13 protein-coding genes are annotated in these 16,931 nt (G+C 65.3%); 7 read left to right on the top strand and 6 right to left on the bottom strand.

Annotated features, from left to right (window positions below; all coding sequences use genetic code 11):
• Nucleotides 1-106: 106 nt before the first annotated feature.
• Nucleotides 107-502, top strand: a complete 396-nt coding sequence (locus ACVWZM_RS19630) for a hypothetical protein (RefSeq protein ID WP_456854314.1) — start codon at nt 107-109, stop codon at nt 500-502.
• Between the two features lie 376 nt (nt 503-878).
• Here the strand turns inward: ACVWZM_RS19630 and ACVWZM_RS19625 are convergent, their stop codons facing one another.
• Complete coding sequence (locus ACVWZM_RS19625; RefSeq protein ID WP_076834579.1) at nt 879-1,880, bottom strand: glycoside hydrolase family 3 N-terminal domain-containing protein; 1,002 nt, start codon at nt 1,878-1,880, stop codon at nt 879-881.
• Nucleotides 1,881-2,030: 150 nt separating this feature from the next.
• Here ACVWZM_RS19625 and ACVWZM_RS19620 point away from each other — a divergent pair, with 150 nt between their 5' ends.
• Together ACVWZM_RS19620 and ACVWZM_RS19615 are read left to right on the top strand one after the other, a co-directional pair.
• Entirely contained in the window at nt 2,031-4,109 is a 2,079-nt protein-coding gene (locus ACVWZM_RS19620; RefSeq protein ID WP_456856715.1) for an acetoacetate--CoA ligase, read from the top strand.
• Between the two features lie 38 nt (nt 4,110-4,147).
• On the top strand, nt 4,148-5,281 hold the full coding sequence (locus ACVWZM_RS19615; protein ID WP_456854312.1) for a threonine synthase: 1,134 nt from the start codon (nt 4,148-4,150) through the stop codon (nt 5,279-5,281).
• 27 nt (nt 5,282-5,308) lie between these two features.
• Here ACVWZM_RS19615 and ACVWZM_RS19610 read toward each other — a convergent pair whose 3' ends face one another.
• Both ACVWZM_RS19610 and ACVWZM_RS19605 read right to left on the bottom strand, forming a co-directional pair.
• The gene (locus ACVWZM_RS19610) at nt 5,309-6,502 is read right to left on the bottom strand and encodes a methyl acetate hydrolase AcmB (RefSeq protein ID WP_057020890.1); all 1,194 of its coding nucleotides are present in this window, start codon (nt 6,500-6,502) and stop codon (nt 5,309-5,311) included.
• 89 nt (nt 6,503-6,591) lie between these two features.
• Nucleotides 6,592-8,232, bottom strand: a complete 1,641-nt coding sequence (locus ACVWZM_RS19605) for a flavin-containing monooxygenase (RefSeq protein WP_057020891.1) — start codon at nt 8,230-8,232, stop codon at nt 6,592-6,594.
• Between the two features lie 302 nt (nt 8,233-8,534).
• Between ACVWZM_RS19605 and ACVWZM_RS19600 the strand changes: the two genes are divergently transcribed.
• Nucleotides 8,535-9,437, top strand: coding sequence for an AraC family transcriptional regulator (locus tag ACVWZM_RS19600; RefSeq protein ID WP_057020892.1), 903 nt, complete (start codon nt 8,535-8,537; stop codon nt 9,435-9,437).
• Nucleotides 9,438-9,450: 13 nt separating this feature from the next.
• On the opposite strand, the gene ACVWZM_RS19595 is transcribed toward ACVWZM_RS19600, so the two are convergent.
• Both ACVWZM_RS19595 and ACVWZM_RS19590 read right to left on the bottom strand, forming a co-directional pair.
• On the bottom strand, nt 9,451-10,485 hold the full coding sequence (locus ACVWZM_RS19595) for an aldo/keto reductase (protein ID WP_456854309.1): 1,035 nt from the start codon (nt 10,483-10,485) through the stop codon (nt 9,451-9,453).
• A 20-nt stretch (nt 10,486-10,505) separates the two neighbouring features.
• On the bottom strand, nt 10,506-11,687 hold the full coding sequence (locus ACVWZM_RS19590) for an MFS transporter (protein WP_028343803.1): 1,182 nt from the start codon (nt 11,685-11,687) through the stop codon (nt 10,506-10,508).
• Nucleotides 11,688-11,788: 101 nt separating this feature from the next.
• Between ACVWZM_RS19590 and ACVWZM_RS19585 the strand changes: the two genes are divergently transcribed.
• Nucleotides 11,789-12,745 (top strand): LysR family transcriptional regulator, encoded by a 957-nt coding sequence (locus ACVWZM_RS19585; RefSeq protein WP_456854307.1) that lies wholly within the window; start codon nt 11,789-11,791, stop codon nt 12,743-12,745.
• A gap of 7 nt (nt 12,746-12,752) precedes the next feature.
• Nucleotides 12,753-13,241 (top strand): SRPBCC family protein, encoded by a 489-nt coding sequence (locus ACVWZM_RS19580; RefSeq protein ID WP_456854305.1) that lies wholly within the window; start codon nt 12,753-12,755, stop codon nt 13,239-13,241.
• Between the two features lie 5 nt (nt 13,242-13,246).
• Here ACVWZM_RS19580 and ACVWZM_RS19575 read toward each other — a convergent pair whose 3' ends face one another.
• On the bottom strand, nt 13,247-13,996 hold the full coding sequence (locus tag ACVWZM_RS19575; RefSeq protein WP_253638327.1) for a class I SAM-dependent methyltransferase: 750 nt from the start codon (nt 13,994-13,996) through the stop codon (nt 13,247-13,249).
• Between the two features lie 340 nt (nt 13,997-14,336).
• Here ACVWZM_RS19575 and ACVWZM_RS19570 point away from each other — a divergent pair, with 340 nt between their 5' ends.
• Nucleotides 14,337-16,712 carry a glucose/quinate/shikimate family membrane-bound PQQ-dependent dehydrogenase gene (locus ACVWZM_RS19570; RefSeq protein WP_456854303.1) on the top strand — a complete coding sequence of 792 codons (2,376 nt, stop codon included), beginning with the start codon at nt 14,337-14,339 and terminating at the stop codon, nt 16,710-16,712.
• The last annotated feature ends 219 nt before the right edge of the window (nt 16,713-16,931 follow it).

Below are 16,931 nucleotides of genomic sequence, written 5' to 3'. Positions count from 1 at the left end.
AATGTCAATTTACAGCCCCGGCAGGCGTCGCGATGATCGCCGCCTCTCGATCAGCAATAAGGGCGCGGCCATGAAGCGAGGGCGGAACGGATCCTGGATTTCCTTGATGTCGATTGCGGCGCTCGCCGCGGCACTGCTGCTTAGCGCAGGCGCGCAGGCCCAGACCCCGCCGACCAGCGATGCAACGCCGACGCCCGACACCGCGGTCATGCTCACCATCTTCTTCAAGCATGATCAGTCACGACCGCTCGGTGAGCTCAATGCCCAGCTTGAGCGGCAGGGCTTCTACAAGGCGTTTCCGCCCGAGGGTGTCGAGGTCGTCAGCTGGTACGTGATGATGGGGATCGGCCAGGTGGTGACGCTGCGGTTGCCGGCATCGCGGCTGCGCGAGGTCAACCGCGTCATCGAGAACAGCGCCTGGGGCGCCTACCACACCGAGTTCTACCCGACCTACGACTACAAGGCGGTCGGGATCGGCAATCATGAAAAAGCAAAGCAGTAGCGGGTCGCATCGAGACCGATGCCGGGAGTCAGGGCCGCGCGCCGGACTTGCCGGTTTTGGCCGAAGACCAGGCTAGCGATTGGATCCGATCCACCGCCTATGCGTGAGCCCGCGAGCGCTGGCTCAATCGCTTTGCCAGTGTCCGCAAATCCTCGGCGCGCCCGCTGCAAAGCAGGCGGCTGAATTCGTCAGGATCGATGGAGGCAGGCGGAAAATCGGCTGGTTTGCGTGCGGCCCGACGTAGCCAGGTCAATCGGAAGAGACGCTTGAGCATCTTCATGGTTGTCAGCCCCGATGAGCGTCATTGTTAAATCGCGGCAATGAAATTTGGTTCCACACCTTGTGGTCGCCCGACGCAAAATTTGGTTCAACGCCGTCAGGCGAACAGCGCCTTGCGCTTTTGCACGCGCGCAATGGATCGCCGCACCGCGGCCTGATCGAGTGATCCATCCTGCACCGCACCCGCGACCGCCGCGGCGATGCCGGCCATCCCCTGCTCCTGGTCGAACAGATTGTTGCCGATGCAGATCATGTCCATGCCGGCGGCGATCGACTGCAGGCTGGCCGCGCTTGTGCCGAGCGCCTTCTGCAGCCCCTGCATCTGCATGTCGTCGGTGATCAGCAGCGTCTCGGGCAGACGACGGCGAAGCCGGCCGAGCCCGGCCGATGACAATGTCATCGGACGCTGCGCGTCCCACTGCCGGACAATGGCGTGGCTGACCAGCACCGCATCGCCATAGGTGCGCGGCGCCAACGCGTAGAACAGCTCCTCCTGCTCGGGACGCAGCGCATCGGAAATGTCCATGAACTCCAGGTGCGAATCGACGCTTGCACCGCCGATGCCCGGAAAATGCTTCAGGCAGAGGCCTACTCCCGCCTGCCGCGCCGCAGCGTCGACCAGCCGGGCATTGGCCTCGACCTCACCGATATCGGGCGAATAGGACCGCTTGATCCTGCCGATGTTGGGATTGTCGGGATTGTAGTCGACGTCGATGACAGGCGCGAAATTGTAGCGGATGCCGAGCCGGCGCAGCTCGCCGTAGCTTGCGGCCAGCACCGTCTGCTTTTCCGCGCGCGCGAGCAGGTTGAACTCCTTCGCGCTCGGCAGCGGCTGAAAACCGCAGCTGTCCTTGAGCCGGCGCACCAGGCCGCCCTCCTGGTCGATGAAGACCAGCGGCCGCGACGGCAGCGCCGCGATCTCGGCGCAGAGCGACTGCACCTGCGCGGGCGAGGCGATGTTGTTGTCATACTGCCGGGTCTGGCAGGAATAGTCGAACAGGATTACCCCGCCGAGCCCGAACTGCGCGGCAAATTCCTTCAGCCAGGGCGGAACGACCTTGCCGTAAAAGCCGAGAATGAAGAGTTCGCCGACGGACATGGCCGCTCGATTCAGTTGCCGCATGGAATCAGCCGCACCCGATGGAATAGCACGCTGCGGCGGCGGTAAGAATATGACGCAGCTTGCTGCTCGACCGCGTTCCCCGTGCTCGCATCACTATGTTAAGACACGCTGGCGGGCCTCGGTCGCCTGCCACGACACAAGGACTTTCGGAAACCGCCCATGACAGCAGCTTACGTCCCGCAAATGGCTCTTTACCGCCAATGGCTGAAGCAGACGCGCGGCCTTGAATTTGCGGATTTCGAGGCGATGCGGCGCTGGTCGGTCACCGATATCGACGCCTTCTGGCAGAGCGTGTGGGATTATTTCGACCTGCGCTCGCCGACGCCGCATTCGGCGGTGCTGGCCGAGCGCAAGATGCCGGGCGCGGTGTGGTTTCCCGGCGCTTCGGTGAACTACGCGCGCCAGGTCTTCCGCCACGTCGCGCCGGCGCATGCCGCAGGCCTGCCGGCCCTGATCTCGAGCGGAGAGGACGGCAAGCTCTCGGAGACGAGCTGGCCCGAGCTGCAGCGCAAATCGGCAGCGCTGGCGCTGCATCTGAAGGCCAACGGCGTGCGCGCCGGCGATCGCGTCGCCGCCTACTTGCCGAACATTCCCGAGACGATCATCGCGTTCCTCGCGACCGCGAGCCTGGGCGCGGTCTGGAGCGTCTGCGCGCCTGACATGGCGGCACCCGCGGTGATCGATCGCTTCAAGCAGATCGAGCCGAAGGTGCTGATCGCCTGCGACGCCGTGACCTATGCCGGCCGCCGCCACGACCGGCAAGGTGTGATCGAGGAATTGCGGCGCGCGCTGCCGACCGTGCAGCATGTCATCCTGCACAGCGACGCCGCGCCGTCCGAGACGCGATTGTCAGCGATCCTCGCGGGCCGGAGCGCGGAGATCGACGCCTTCGAGCCGGAATGGCTGCCGTTCGATCATCCGCTCTGGATCGTCTATTCCTCAGGCACCACCGGATTGCCGAAACCGATCCTGCACAGCCATGGCGGCATCATCGTCGTGGCGCTGCCGCTCTCGACCCTGCACAACGACATCGGCTGCAGCTATCAGCCAAACTCGTTCGGCGAACGCTTCCACTGGTACTCTTCGACCGGCTGGATCATGTGGAATTGCCAGGCCAACGGCCTGCTCAACGGCACGACCTGCTGCATTTTCGACGGCAGTCCCGGCGGCACCAAGGACAAGCCCGACTGGACCACGCTGTGGCGCTTCGTCGCCGACGCCAAGGCCACCTTCTTCGGCGCAGGGGCGGCGTTCTTTGCCAATTGCACCAAGGCGGAAATCGATCTCGCTGCCGTCGGCGACCTCTCCGGCCTGCGCACGCTCGGCTCGACCGGCTCGCCGCTCAGCGCCGACACCCAGGCCTGGTTCAACGAGCGCTTCGCCGCGCTTGCGAAGCACAACGGCAACGCCGCGCAGGCCGATATGTGGTGGGCCAATATTTCCGGCGGCACCGACTTCGCCGGCGCCTTCATCGGCGGCAATCGCGAATTGCCGCAGACGCCGGGCATCATGCAATGCCGCCTGCTCGGCTGCGCGGTGGAAGCGTTCGACGAGCAGGGCCGCGCGGTGATCGACGAGGTCGGCGAGCTCGTCTGCACCGAGCCGCTGCCCTCGATGCCGCTGCGCTTCTGGAACGATCCCGGCAATGCGCGCTACCTTTCCAGCTATTTCGAGACCTACCCCGACAATTTCGACGGAAGTGGCCGCGGCCCGGTGTGGCGGCATGGCGACTGGCTCAAGATCAACCCCGACGGCTCCTGCGTGATCTATGGCCGCAGCGACGCCACCATCAACCGCCATGGCTTGCGGATGGGCACCAGCGAGCTCTATTCCGCGATCGAGGCGCTGCCGGAGGTGCTGGATTCGATGGTCGTCGACCTCGAATATCTCGGCCGCGACAGCTACATGCCGCTGTTCGTGGTGCTGCGCGAGGGCATCGCGCTCGATGCCGCGATGAAGGCGAAGATCAACAAGGCGGTCGAGGCCGGGCTGTCGCGCCGCTTCCTGCCCAACGACATCTTCGTGGTGGCGGAAATTCCGCGCACGCTGTCCGGCAAAAAGCAGGAGCTGCCGGTCAAGAAGCTGCTGCTCGGCCACCCCGTCGAGAAGATCATCAATCGCGATGCGATGGCCAATCCAGGATGCCTCGACTGGTATCTCGATTTTGCAAAGAGTTATCTGAGCAGGCAGGCCGGCGCGGCGTAACGGCCGCTGAATGCCACTCGCGTTTGGGATTTCACGACATGCCTTCACCCAGCTACATCGACCCGCTCAACGGAAAGCTCTATCCGCTGGATATCCCGCGCTGGTGCTCCGACGAAGGCAAGCCGCTCCTGATAACGCCGCTGCCGGGCATCTCCCGCGACGACATCGATCGCACGACGCGGTCGCTGTGGCGCTATCGCGCGGCGCTGCCGGTCGAGATCAGGCGGCCGATCACGATGGGCGAAGGCTGCACGCCAGCCGTCGAGAAGGCGTGGGATGATCTGCGGCCGCATTTCAAGCTCGAATGGTTCAATCCGACCGCAAGCTTCAAGGATCGCGGTACCACGGTGATGCTGTCGTTCCTGCGCCAGCTCGGCGTCGATGCGGTGCTGGAGGACTCTTCCGGCAATGGCGGCGCGTCGGTCTCGGCCTATGGCGCGGCCGGCGGCATGCGGGTCAGGATCCTTGCGCCGGCGACGACGTCGCCGATGAAGGTGGCGCAGATGCACGCCTTCGGTGCCGAGGTGCAGCTGATCGAAGGCCCGCGCGAGGAATCCGAGGCAGAGGCGATCCGCCAGTCGAAGCAGATCTTCTACTCCAGCCACAACTGGCAACCGTTCTTCCTGCAGGGCACCAAGTCGCTGGCCTATGAGATCTGGGAAGATTTCGGCTTCACCGCGCCGGACAACGTCATCATGCCGGTCGGCGCCGGCAGCAGCCTGCTCGGCTGCTATATCGGCTTCAACGAGCTGCTGGCGGCCGGGCAGATCGCGCGCCTGCCGCGCCTGTTCGCGGCACAGCCGCTCAACTGCTCGCCGGTCGATGCCAGCTTCGCCGCCGGCGTCGACACGCCGGTCGATCGCGCGGTCCGCAAGACCATCGCCGAGGGCACCGCGATTAAGCATCCGCTGCGGCTGAAGCAGATGATCGCGGCACTGAAGGAGAGCGGCGGCGGCACCGTCGCAATTCCCGAAGACGGCATCGTCGCCGCGTTGAAGCGGTTGGCGCAGACCGGTCTGTTCGTCGAGCCGACCTCGGCCTCGGCCGCCGCCGCGCTCGATGTCCTGAAGGCGCGCGGCGCGATCCGGCCGGCGGAGCGCACCGTCGTCATCATCAGCGGCACCGGGATCAAGGCGGCGGGGCTGATCACGGAGCTGCTCGGAGCGAGCTAGCCTTTAGCACGCTCCGATTGGCTGTCCCTATCCCGCCTTGCGCAGCCTCAGGGATTCGTAGAACGCGGTCTCGAAATTGATGTAGCCGATAAAGGACGTCGGATCGCCAAACGGCAGGATCTGCGTCGCCCAGTATCCGCCAAAACCGTTCTGCCGATCGATCCAGTAGAACAAATTGGCGAGCCCAGCCCAGCCGAGCGCGCCGGCGGGGCGGCCGGTCGGAGCCTGCTCCTCATTGATCATGAAGCTCAGCGCCCAGGATTTCGACTGACCGGGGAAGAACTCGGCGTCGTTGGCGAGCGAGGTGATCACGCCGGTGATCGCGGTGACCTTGTTGTTGCCGAGATGGTTCTTCTCCGCCATCCGCACGGTCTCCGCCTTCAGGACCCGCCCATGCTCGCCGGCGCCGTCGTTCAGCCACATCCGGATGAATCGCATGTAGTCGCCGATCGTGCCGTAAAGCCCGTGGCCGCCCATGTGGATCTCGGGATTGGCCGGCAGCTCGAAATCCATCGGCGTGAGTGAGCCGTCGGCGTTGCGGGCGTGGATGCCGGCGAGCTTGCGACGCATCGCGTCGGTGAGCTCGAACGTCGTGTCCATGATCCCGAGCGGCTCGAAGATCCGCGTCCTGAAGACCTCGCCGAGCCGCCTGCCGGCGATGGCCTCGACGATCTGGCCGCACCAATCCATGTTGGTGCCGTATTCCCAGCGCTCGCCTGGATCGAACAGCAGCGGCGTCATCAGCGAAGCCTTGGATGCCGTGATGACGCTGGGCTGCCCCTTCTCTTGCGCCAGCCGGTTATAGGTGTGATTGATGAAGTCGTAGCTCAGACCCGCGCTGTGGACCATCAGCATGCGGGTGGTGATGTCGCGCTTCGGCGGACGCAGCCGCGGCTCGCCCTTGTCGTCAAAACCCTCGATCACCTGGAGCTTGCCGATGTCGGGCGCGTAGGTCCTGGCGGGTGCGTCGAGATCGAGCTTGCCTTCCTCGACGAGCTGCAGGACGGCCGTCCCGGTGATCGCCTTGGTGGTCGAGAAGATCGCGAACACGCTATCGGCCGTCATATCGGCGGGCTGGTCGAGGCGGCGCTTGCCGGCGGCACCTTCATAGATGTTGCGATGGCGGTCGGTCACCATCGCAACGACGCCGGGAACGCGCGGGTTTGAAGTCACGACTCCGTCAAGGATTGCATCGGCGGCTGCACTGAAATTCGTGCTCATTGTCTTCCTCCTGTGTTTTGTGATGTTGACCCGCGCAGCCCGGATTACGCTTCGCTCCATCCGGCTACGCGGTCGAAATGCGGTCAGCCCTACTGCGTGGCAAAACCGCGATAGCCGCTCGCGGCGACCTCATCGCATTTCTGGCGATAGGTGCCGACACCGCCGCAATAGGACAGCACCCGGCGCGGCTTGCCCTCGACATTGGAGCCCAGGTACCAGGAGTTGGTCTTGGCGATCAGCGTTGCGTTGGCGGTCTCATCGTGATGCGCCACCCACTGATCCTCGGTATCCCTGGTCGGCTCGATGACGTTCAGGTTCTTGCCGCGCAAATATCTGATGCAGTCGGCAATCCACTCCACCTGCTGCTGCAGGCAGGTGGTCATGTTGCAGAGTGCGGCCGAGGGCGCGAGCGGCACCGCCGTTGTGAACAGATTCGGATAGCCATGGACCTGCAAGCCCATCGTGGTGCGGATGTCCCTGCCCCAATCGTCCTTCAGCGATCGCCCGTCGCGGCCGCGGATGTCGATCCGCGTCAGCGCTCCCGTTCCGGCGTCGAAGCCGGTCGCCAGGATGATGACGTCGAACTCGTGCACCGTGCCGTCGGCGGTCTGGATGCCCTCAGGCGTGATGCGGGCGATCGGATTGTTCTTGACGCTGACGATCTCGACATTGGGCCGGTGGAAGGCCTCGAGGAAATTGCTCTCGAGCGGCACCCGGTGCGTGCCGAAGCCGTAGTCGGCGGGAATCAGCTGTTCGCACAGCTTGGGGTCCTTGATCCGCTCGCGCATCTTCTCGCGGACGAATTCGGTGATCTCGGCGTTGACGGCTTCGTCGAAGAACAGTTCGGCGAAGGACGAGACCCACAACTTCAGGGATCCGTCGTTCCAGCAGTCCTCGATCACCTCGCGGCGCTGCTGTGGCGTCAGGTCGGCCCAGGCGTGCTCGAAGTCGAATTCGAATCCGGTGAACGTCTTCGGCAGCCGCTCGGTGAGGAATTTGAACTTCGACTTGTAGGCCTCGGCATCCGACGCGTCCCATTTCGGGTTCTTCATCGGGATGATGTATTGCGGGGTGCGGATGAACACCTTGAGGTGGCCGACCTCACCGGCGATCGACTGGATCACCTGGATCCCGGTCGCGCCGTTGCCGACCACGCCGACGCGTTTGCCGGCGAGCTCGATCGGCCCCTTGGGCCAGCGCGCGGTGTGGAACAGCTCGCCCTTGAACGTCTCCTGTCCCGGGAAGGACACGTGCGGGGCCGAGAGCATGCCGCAGCAGGTGACGAGGAACTGGGTATCGATCACGTCGCCCTGGTCGGTCGCGACCAGCCAGCGTTGCGTCGCCTCATTGAAGTGCGCGCTCTTCACCGTGGTGCCGAACTGGATGTCCTTCCTGAGGTCGAGGCGGTCGGCGACGTAGTTCAGCCAGCGCTCGATTTCCGGCTGGCCCGGGAAGCGCTCGCTCCAGCTCCAGCCTTTGTAGAGCTCCTCGGAGAACAGGTACTGATAGGTGTGGCCTTCGGAATCGAAGCGCGCCCCGGGATAACGGTTCCAGTACCAGGTGCCGCCGACGCCAGACCCGGCATCGATCGCCTTCACGCTCAGTCCCTGCTCACGCAGGCGGAACAATTGATAGAGACCGGCGACGCCGGCGCCGACGACCACGGCGTCGAGCTTGGTCGTTGCATGCGCACCATTGCTTCCATTCGACCTTGTGACGGTCTCGGTCATGGTTTCCTCCTGTGTCTGGCTTCTCGCACGCACCTTCCCACCCGCGGTGTCGCCGGATGATGGTGCGTTGCGTCAATTTGGGTTTCGGCCGTTCGCGTTGTCGCCGAAACGCAGAGCAGGCTACGGGCCGTTCGGCCGCGCGGCTTGGATGAAACCGACAATCTCTGGAACGCGACCGTGCAATCGAGCACCAGCCGTTGGTCGGCTTGGCAAATGGCGAAAGCGGCCTATTCTGCGCTCAGCCGTCCGGCCAAGAACAAGCGGTCAACCGCGCCACCAATCCCAGGGAGGAGGCTCACGCGATGGGCCAGTTGATCACGGTCGAGGAGCTGCCGCGCTACGCTCCCGGCGAGATGAAGCTGGATAGTTTGTCAGTCGGGAGAAGCGATTTCCGGCTGCGAATTTTCCGCTATGCGCCGTCGGACATCTGGGTCCCGCCGTCGGCAAACTTCCTCCTAGTGCTCTATCGCGACGGCGTCACGTCGATGAACCGCCGCGTCACCGGCACATGGAAGCAGGATCAGGTCGGTCGCGGCGTCACGTCGCTCATGACGCGCGCCGAGCCGTCAAGCTGGCATTGGAACAACGACATTGAGGTCAGCCATTTCTACATCTCCCCTGCCCTCATGACGAAGACCGCGAGCGATGCCTTCGACCGCGACGCCGAAACGATCGAGATTCACGACCTGCTCAAGGTCGAAGACCCAATGCTGACCTGGATCAACGATCAAATGGTCCAGGAAGTCGCCGCGGGCGGTCCCGGCGGACGCCTCTGCTATGATGCGCTGGCGCTGCAGGCGAGCGTGCACATCCTGCGGAAATATGCGGCGATCGAGTTCAAGATGCCCTGCGCGCAAGGACGCTTCCGCCCGGCGCATGCCCGGCTGATCGAGGACTATATCGAGCAGAACATCTTCCGGAACATCACGCTGGAGGAGCTCGCGAACATCTGCAATTGCACGCCGGTCCAGTTCGCCCGCAAGTTCCGCGTGCATTACGGCATGCGGCCGCACGCCTATGTCCTGCGGCGCAAGGTCGAGCATGCGTGCCAGCATCTGCGCAAGGACCGCGTCGCGCTGAAGGAGATCGCGCTGCTCGCCGGCTTTGCCGATCAAAGCCACCTCAATCGCGTGTTCCGGCAGCACATGAACGTCACGCCGGCGGAATACCGCCGGCAGGTCTGCGAGCACACCGTCCAGGCGTGAGACTGCGACGGACTCACACCGGCGGCGGATTGAGGCGCGCGAAGCCTTCCTGGATTCGGTAGGGATAATACGGATAGGCCGGCATCACTGCGCTCGCGCGGTCGAGACGCGCGATCTGGTCCGGCGAGAGCGACCATCCGACCGCGCCGAGATTGTCGCGCAACTGCGCCTCATCGCGGGCGCCAATGATTACGGACGACACGCTCGGCCGCGCCAACAGCCAGGCAATCGCGATCTGCGGCACGCTGCGGCCGGTCTCCGTGGCGACCGCGTCCAGCGCGTCGACGATCGCGTAAAGCTTCTCGTCGTCGACCGGCGGCCCGAACTGCGCGGTCTCGTGCAGGCGGCTGTTGGTCGGCAATGGCTGCCCGCGCCTGATCTTGCCGGTGAGACGGCCCCAGCCGAGCGGGCTCCAGACCAGCGCGCCGACGTCCTGGTCGAGCGCAAGCGGCATCAGCTCGGATTCATAGTCGCGGCCGACCAGCGAATAATAGACCTGGTGCGCCACATAGCGCGGCCAGCCGTGCCGCTCGGCGACACCGAGCGATTTCATCAGATGCCAGCCGGAGAAATTCGAGGCGCCGACATAGCGCAGTTTGCCGGCGCGCACCAGCGCGTCGAGCGTCGACAGCACCTCATCGACCGGCGTGAAGGCATCGAAAGCGTGAAGCTGCAGCAGGTCGATATAGTCGGTGTTGAGCCGGCGAAGCGCGGCGTCGACCGCGGCGGCCAGGCGATATCGCGACGTACCGGCATCGAGCGGGCCGTCGCCCATCGGCAGGCCGGTCTTGGTCGAGATCAACACCTTGTCGCGGCGGCCCTTGATCGCGGCGCCGAGGATCTCCTCCGACGCGCCGTTTGAATAGACATCGGCGGTGTCGAACAAATTGACGCCGGCCTCGAGGCAGATGTCGATCAACCGGCGCGCCTCGCTGGCGTCGCTGCGGCCCCAGGCCGAGAACAGCGGCCCCTGGCCACCGAAGGTGCCGGTGCCGAAGCTAAGCACGGGGACCTTCAGGCCGGATGCACCGAGATTGCGGTATTCCATGGTCATGCTCCCTTGATCATTCATTCCGCCGGGCACTGCGCGGCGAGCGCGATCGGCCGATCGAGGCGCAGGCTCCACAGCGCGAGCAGCAGGCCGATTGCAGTGATGACGGCGGCCACCAGCGGCAGCGCGCCGAGGCCGAGGCCGCGATCGATGGTGACGCCGCCGGCCCAGGCGCCGAGCGCGTTGCCGAGATTGAACGCCGCGATGTTCAGGCTGGAGGCCAGCGTCCGCCCTTCGACGCCGGCGGCTTCGAGCACGCGGAGCTGCAGCGGCGCGACGGTCGCGAACGCGGCGATGCCTAAAATGAACAGCAGCACGACCGCCAATGCCTTGATCGAGACGACCGCCGTCAGCGCGACGAGCACGGCGGCGAGGCCGCCGAGCGACACCAGCAGCGCCCGTGCAAGTCCCTTGTCGGCGAGCCGTCCGCCGGCGACGTTGCCGATCGCAAGGCCGGCACCGAACACCAGCAGGATCGGCGACACCGCGGCGTCGGAGAATCCGGTGAGCCGCGTCAGGATCGGCTGCACATAGGTGAAGACCGCGAACAGCCCGCCGAAGCCGAACACCGTCATCGCCAGTCCGAGCAGGACCTGCGGGCGGCCGAGCACGGCGAGCTCCTCGCGCAGCGGCGCGGGCTTGTCGTTGGCGCCGACATGGCCGGGGACCAGCACCGCCAGCACGATGAACGCAATCACGCCGATCGCGGCCACCGCCCAGAACGCCGCGCGCCAGCCGAGCATCAGCCCGAACCAGGCGCCGAAGGGCACGCCGAGCAGGGTCGCAACCGTGAGCCCGATGAACATCGTGGCGATCGCCGACGCGCGCTTGTCTTCCGGGACGAGGCTTGTCGCCACCACGGAGCCGACGCCGAAGAAGGTGCCGTGCGCCAGCGAGGTGAGAATGCGTGCCGCCATCAAGAGCCCGTAGCTCGGCGCCAGCGCACACGCTGCGTTGCCGAGCGTGAAGATCGCCATCAGCGCCAGCAAAACCGCCTTGCGCGGCATCCGCCGTGTTGCCAGCGTCAGGATCGGCGCGCCGACGAATACGCCGAGCGCATAGCCGGAGATCAGCAGGCCAGCCGCGGATACGGATACCTGCATGTCGGCGGCGACTTGCAGCAGCAGTCCCATGATGAGGAATTCGGTGGTGCCGATACCAAAGGCACCGGCGGTCAAGGCAAGGACTGCAGCAGGCATGTGTCGCTCCGGACAAAAAGGATTCCGCAAAGCGAGATAGCGGTCCGGGCGGGGAAGGATTAGAATGACCGCAATCCAATCATTTGTGACTTGAATTCAAGATGGCCCGCACAGATACCAACCGCTCCGGCGAGATGGACGTATTCGTCCGCGTCGTCGATCTCGGCGGCTTCACGGCTGCCGCGAACAGCCTGCGCCAGACACCGTCGGGCGTCAGCAAGCTGGTCTCCCGGCTCGAGACCCGGCTCGGCACGCGGCTGGTCAACCGCACCACGCGCAAGCTGCAGCTCACCGAGGAAGGCCAGGCGTTCTACCAGCGCGCCCAGCGCATCCTCGCCGATATCGACGAGGCCGAACGCGAGGCCGCCTCATGCGTGCCCCGCGGCCATCTCACCGTGAACAGCAACATCCCGTTCGGCATGCTGCATGTGATGCCGCTGCTGCCGCGCTTCATGCGCGAACATCCCGACATCACGCTCGACATCGTGCTGACCGACACGCTGGTCGATCTGATGCAGGCGCGCGCTGATGTCGCGATCCGGGTCGGCCCGCTCGGCGCCTCGCGGCTGATCGCACGCAAGCTCGGCACCAGCCGCATGGTGGTGGCCGCCGCGCCGTCCTACCTCGCGCGCTTCGGCACGCCGAAGACGCCGGCCGACCTCGCCGCCCATCGCGGCATCGGCTGGACCTTTCCGCGCAGCATCCGCGGCTGGCCGTTTCGCCGCGCTGAACGGATCGAAGAAGCGCTGCCGCCGCCGGTTGCCCGCGTCAGCGACGGCGAAGCCGCGCGCCAGCTCACGCTCGGCGGTATCGGGCTCGGACGATTGGCGCTGTTTCACATCGGCCCCGATATCGAGGCCGGGCGCCTGGTGCCGGTGCTGCAAAATCTCAATCCCGGCGACCGCGAGGACATCCACGCGGTCTATGTCGGCCATGCCGGCCCGCTGCCGGCACGGGTCCGCGCTTTCATCGATTTTCTTGCGCAACACATCCGCATCGGCGATCCCTCGCTGCGGCGCGGCGCCGATGGAAGATGGAAGGTCGTGGGCGACAAGTGAGCATTCGATGACGCACGAGCCCCCGGCCTTCCAGTCCGTCACCGAAACGATCCGCATCGCTGCCGAGCCAAGGCAGGTGTGGGACGCGATCATGGACTCCAAAGCGGGCGAGAGATGGCGCAACGCGCATTTCAGGACCGATTGGCGGATCGGCGCGCCGATCGAGATCGAGGCGGAGATCGGCACAAAGCGCTATCGCGACAGGGGCCGCGTCCTCCATGTCGAGCCGCCGATGCGGCTCGAATACTCCTATTGGTCGCAGGTCTCCGGCCTGCCGGATGTTCCGCAATCCTATGCAACGATCACGATGACGCTCGTGCCTGACGGCGGCGAAACGGTGCTGACCGTCACCCAGCAGGTGCCGCCTTCGCCGATCCGCCGCGGAAGCGGCTGGGAAATCGGGCCTGACTCAGGCGCCAAACACGTTGCCTTCTACTGGCGCATGACGCTGCCGCGCCTGAAGCAGGCGGTCGAGCAAGGACGTGCCGCGCAATAGCGCGTCTATGCCCGCTTCAGCAAGAAGAGCTGCGTGACATAGGGAAACACCACTTCGTCGGCGTCGCCGAGACCGGCTTCGCGCAGGATATTGTCGGTCTTGTCGCGCAGGATCGCCTTCTCCGCATCGGGCAAATTGGCGACATAGCTCGTCGATGCGATGCGCTCGAAGACGTCCTGTCGCTTCATCCGGTGCGGATGGTCCTGCACGATTTCCCTCTCAAGCACGAAGCGCGGGTCCTTCAGGATCCAGCGCCAGCGTCCGGTCCGTTGCCGGGGCGTGTCGCCCGCATAGCCCTCGATCATGACGGACAACGCGTCGACCCACGGCGTGCGGTCATCCCGGTTGTTCCAAACCAGCGCAAGCGTCCCGCCGGGATGCAGCAGTCGCGCGATCTCGGCCACCGACGCCTCGTTGTCGAACCAGTGGAACGCCTGGGCGCAGGTGACGAGGTCGACGCTGCCGGTATCAAGATTGATCGCATCGGCGCGCGTGTTGATGACCTCCACCCCGGCTTCCCTGGCCAGCCTGGCCGACATCTCGGCGACGGGCTCGACCGCGATCAGGCGCGCAGCCGCGGGCAAATGCTGCAGCAGCAGGCGGGTGAATTTGCCGGTTCCGGCACCGAGGTCGACGGCACAGCGCGCGGCCGCAAGCGGCAGCGCGGCGACGATCTCCGCAGGGTAGCTCGGCCGGCCCGCCTCGTAGGCGGCGACCGCGACACGATAATTCTCGGCAGTGGGGTTCAGTGTCATTGTTGCTTCTCCTGCGCGCCAACCATCCGCGGTGCGATCCGCGGAACGGTATAGAGCAGCGCCTGCACAGGACTGGAAGAGCGCGTCGATTCAAAATTCGCTGAAGATCTCTCACCTTTGCGTCAGCCCCGCAGCTCCACTGCTCCCCGTTGAAGATGCGCGCATTTTGAATGATTTGCTTCGGCGGGTTTTGCATAGCAACCTTACGCGCTTGTGGCACATCAACATCGCAGTTCCAGGTTGCAAGTTGCGGTTGGCTGAACGACAGTCCGCGATGGCGGACGCGGTCTGTCGCGCTTGTGCGGGACAAGCCCGGTCCCTCCCCCGCACCGGAGCGACCATGCAGCGATCCAGGGCAGTCTTCATCACGGCTATCGTCTACGCCCTGATCGGCCTGGTCCTCGCGGGCGGGGGCATTTGGCTCGCCGCACTAGGTGGATCGCCCTTCTACATTGTCCTCGGCGTCGGCATTCTCGCCACGGCTGCGCTGTTGCTGGCGCGGCGCCATCAGGCGCTCTGGCTGTTTGCGATCGTGCTGCTCGGCACGCTGGCGTGGGCCGTCTATGAGGTGCGGTTCGACTGGTGGCCGCTCGCGGCGCGTGGCGACATCATCTTCCCCATGGCGCTTTGGCTGCTTACGCCGGTGATCGTTCGTGCCCTGACACGAAGCGGGCCGGTGCCTTACATGCGCGCGACGGCGCCACTCTGGATCGGCGTCGTCGCTGCTGCGGCGGTGCTCATCGCCGGGCTGCTGTCCAGCTATCACGACATCAACGGCACGATTGCCGAGTCCGGCTCTGCCGTGCCGCAAAGCGAAGCCGACCCGCAGCCGGACGGCGACTGGCGCGCCTATGGACGCACGCAGTTCGGACAGCGCTATTCGCCGCTGAAGCAGATCACGCCTGACAATGTCGGCAACCTCAAGGTCGCCTGGACCTTCCGCACCGGCGACGTGAAGACACCAGACGATTCCGGGGAGACGACCTTCGAGGTCACCCCGATCAAGGTGCGCGACACGCTCTATCTCTGCTCGCAGCACCAGGTGCTGTTCGCGCTCGACGCCAAGACCGGCACGAAGCGCTGGCGCTACGACCCCAAGCTCGTGCACAACAAGACGTTCCAGCACATGACTTGCCGCGGCGTCTCCTATCACGAAACCGCGCAGGGCGCCGTCGACTCTGGCGGCAATCCGGCGCCGGCCGAATGCCCACGGCGGATCTTCCTGCCCGTCAATGACGGCCGCATGATCGCGCTCGATGCCGACAGCGGCAAGCTCTGCGATGGCTTCGCCGATCACGGCATCCTCGACCTGCAGCAAGGCATGGGGATCAAGACCGCCGGCTTCTTCGAGCCGACGTCGCCGCCGGTCGTCAGCGACAAGATCCTGGTCGTGGCCGCCGCGGTGATCGACAATTATGCGGTCGAGGTGCCGTCGGGCGTGATCCGCGGCTTCGATGTCTATACCGGCAGGCTGGTCTGGGCCTGGGATTCCGGCGCGGCGGACGAGAACGCATTGCCGTCGCCGACGCGTCATTACACCAACGGGTCGCCGAATTCCTGGATCACGGCCTCGTTCGATCCGAAATTGAATCTGGTCTACATCCCGACCGGCAACAACGGACCTGACATCTGGGGCGGCAATCGCGATGCGCTGGTCGAGCGCTATTCCAGCGCCATCGTCGCGCTTGACGTCAACACCGGCAAGCGCGTCTGGTCGTACCAGACCGTGCATCATGATCTCTGGGACATGGACGTTCCCTCGCAACCGAGCCTGGTCGATGTGACGACGGCCAAGGGCGTCGTTCCCGCGCTGATCCAGCCGACCAAGGTGGGCAACATCTTCGTGCTCGACCGCAGGACCGGCGAGCTGATCGTGCCGGCGCCGGAACGCGCGGTGCCGCAAGGGCCCGCGCCCGGCGACCGCTCTGCAGCGACCCAGCCGTTTTCCGAACTGACCTTCCGCCCGGAGGCGAAGCTGACCGGCGCCGACATGTGGGGCGGCACGATCTTCGACCAGTTGCTGTGCCGGATCATGTTCCACCGCTTGCGCTACGAAGGCACCTTCACGCCGCCCTCGTTGCAGGGCACGCTGGTCTTCCCGGGCAATCTCGGCATGTTCGAATGGGGCGGCATCGCGGTCGATCCTGTCAGGCAGATCGCCATCGCCAATCCGATGTCGTTGCCGTTCGCCTCCACGCTCATTCCGCGCGGTCCGCTCAATCCTCCGGCGCCGACGGCCGAGAAACCGGTCGGCAGCGAGGTCGGGGTGCAGCCGATGTACGGCACGCCGTTCGGCGTCGGCATCTCGAGCTTCCTCTCGCCGCTCTCCGTGCCGTGCTACCGGCCGCCATGGGGCTCGATGGCCGCGATCGATCTGAAGACGATGAAGATCGTCTGGCAGCATCCCAACGGCACGATCCGGGACACCACGCCGCTGCCGCTTCCATTCAAGATGGGCGTGCCGATGCTGGGCGGGCCGATCACTACCGCCGGCGGCGTTGCGTTCTACACCGGGACCTATGAGTACGCGATCCGGGCCTACGATGTCCGCAACGGCAAGGTGCTCTGGGAGGATCGCCTGCCGGCCGGCGCGCAATCGACGCCGATGAGCTACGAGGCTGGCGGCAAGCAATACGTCGTCACCGCGGCCGGCGGCCACGGCTCGTTCGGCACCAAACGCGGCGACTACGTCATCGCCTACGCGTTGAAGGATTGAGCCGCGTCATTGAGGCCGTCATCTTCCTTCCCCCTGAAAGGGGGAAGGTCGGGATGGGGGTAGCCGCAGGCAATGCTCTCTGCGGAGGGCGCGGATCCCCACCCGCTTTGCTCTGGCGAGCAAAGCGACCTCCCCTTCCGGGGAGGTGGAACTGGCCCAGCTGGATAGCGTCCAGACGGGTTGGCAAATCCGGCCAAAGCCGCTAAAGGTCCGCCCCCT

Source organism: Bradyrhizobium sp. USDA 4501, assembly GCF_054062115.1.
Note: the sequence above shows the minus strand (reverse complement) of the source record. Positions and strands in the feature narration are given on the sequence as shown.

What these genes read in the sequence shown, in the direction of transcription:
- ACVWZM_RS19630 (WP_456854314.1), top strand. Translation starts at nt 107, where the DNA reads ATGTCGATTGCGGCGCTCGCCGCGGCACTGCTGCTTAGCGCAGGCGCG.
- ACVWZM_RS19625 (WP_076834579.1), bottom strand. Translation starts at nt 1,880, where the DNA reads ATGTCCGTCGGCGAACTCTTCATTCTCGGCTTTTACGGCAAGGTCGTT.
- ACVWZM_RS19615 (WP_456854312.1), top strand. Translation starts at nt 4,148, where the DNA reads ATGCCTTCACCCAGCTACATCGACCCGCTCAACGGAAAGCTCTATCCG.
- ACVWZM_RS19610 (WP_057020890.1), bottom strand. Translation starts at nt 6,502, where the DNA reads ATGAGCACGAATTTCAGTGCAGCCGCCGATGCAATCCTTGACGGAGTC.
- ACVWZM_RS19605 (WP_057020891.1), bottom strand. Translation starts at nt 8,232, where the DNA reads ATGACCGAGACCGTCACAAGGTCGAATGGAAGCAATGGTGCGCATGCA.
- ACVWZM_RS19600 (WP_057020892.1), top strand. Translation starts at nt 8,535, where the DNA reads ATGGGCCAGTTGATCACGGTCGAGGAGCTGCCGCGCTACGCTCCCGGC.
- ACVWZM_RS19595 (WP_456854309.1), bottom strand. Translation starts at nt 10,485, where the DNA reads ATGGAATACCGCAATCTCGGTGCATCCGGCCTGAAGGTCCCCGTGCTT.
- ACVWZM_RS19590 (WP_028343803.1), bottom strand. Translation starts at nt 11,687, where the DNA reads ATGCCTGCTGCAGTCCTTGCCTTGACCGCCGGTGCCTTTGGTATCGGC.
- ACVWZM_RS19585 (WP_456854307.1), top strand. Translation starts at nt 11,789, where the DNA reads ATGGCCCGCACAGATACCAACCGCTCCGGCGAGATGGACGTATTCGTC.
- ACVWZM_RS19580 (WP_456854305.1), top strand. Translation starts at nt 12,753, where the DNA reads ATGACGCACGAGCCCCCGGCCTTCCAGTCCGTCACCGAAACGATCCGC.
- ACVWZM_RS19575 (WP_253638327.1), bottom strand. Translation starts at nt 13,996, where the DNA reads ATGACACTGAACCCCACTGCCGAGAATTATCGTGTCGCGGTCGCCGCC.
- ACVWZM_RS19570 (WP_456854303.1), top strand. Translation starts at nt 14,337, where the DNA reads ATGCAGCGATCCAGGGCAGTCTTCATCACGGCTATCGTCTACGCCCTG.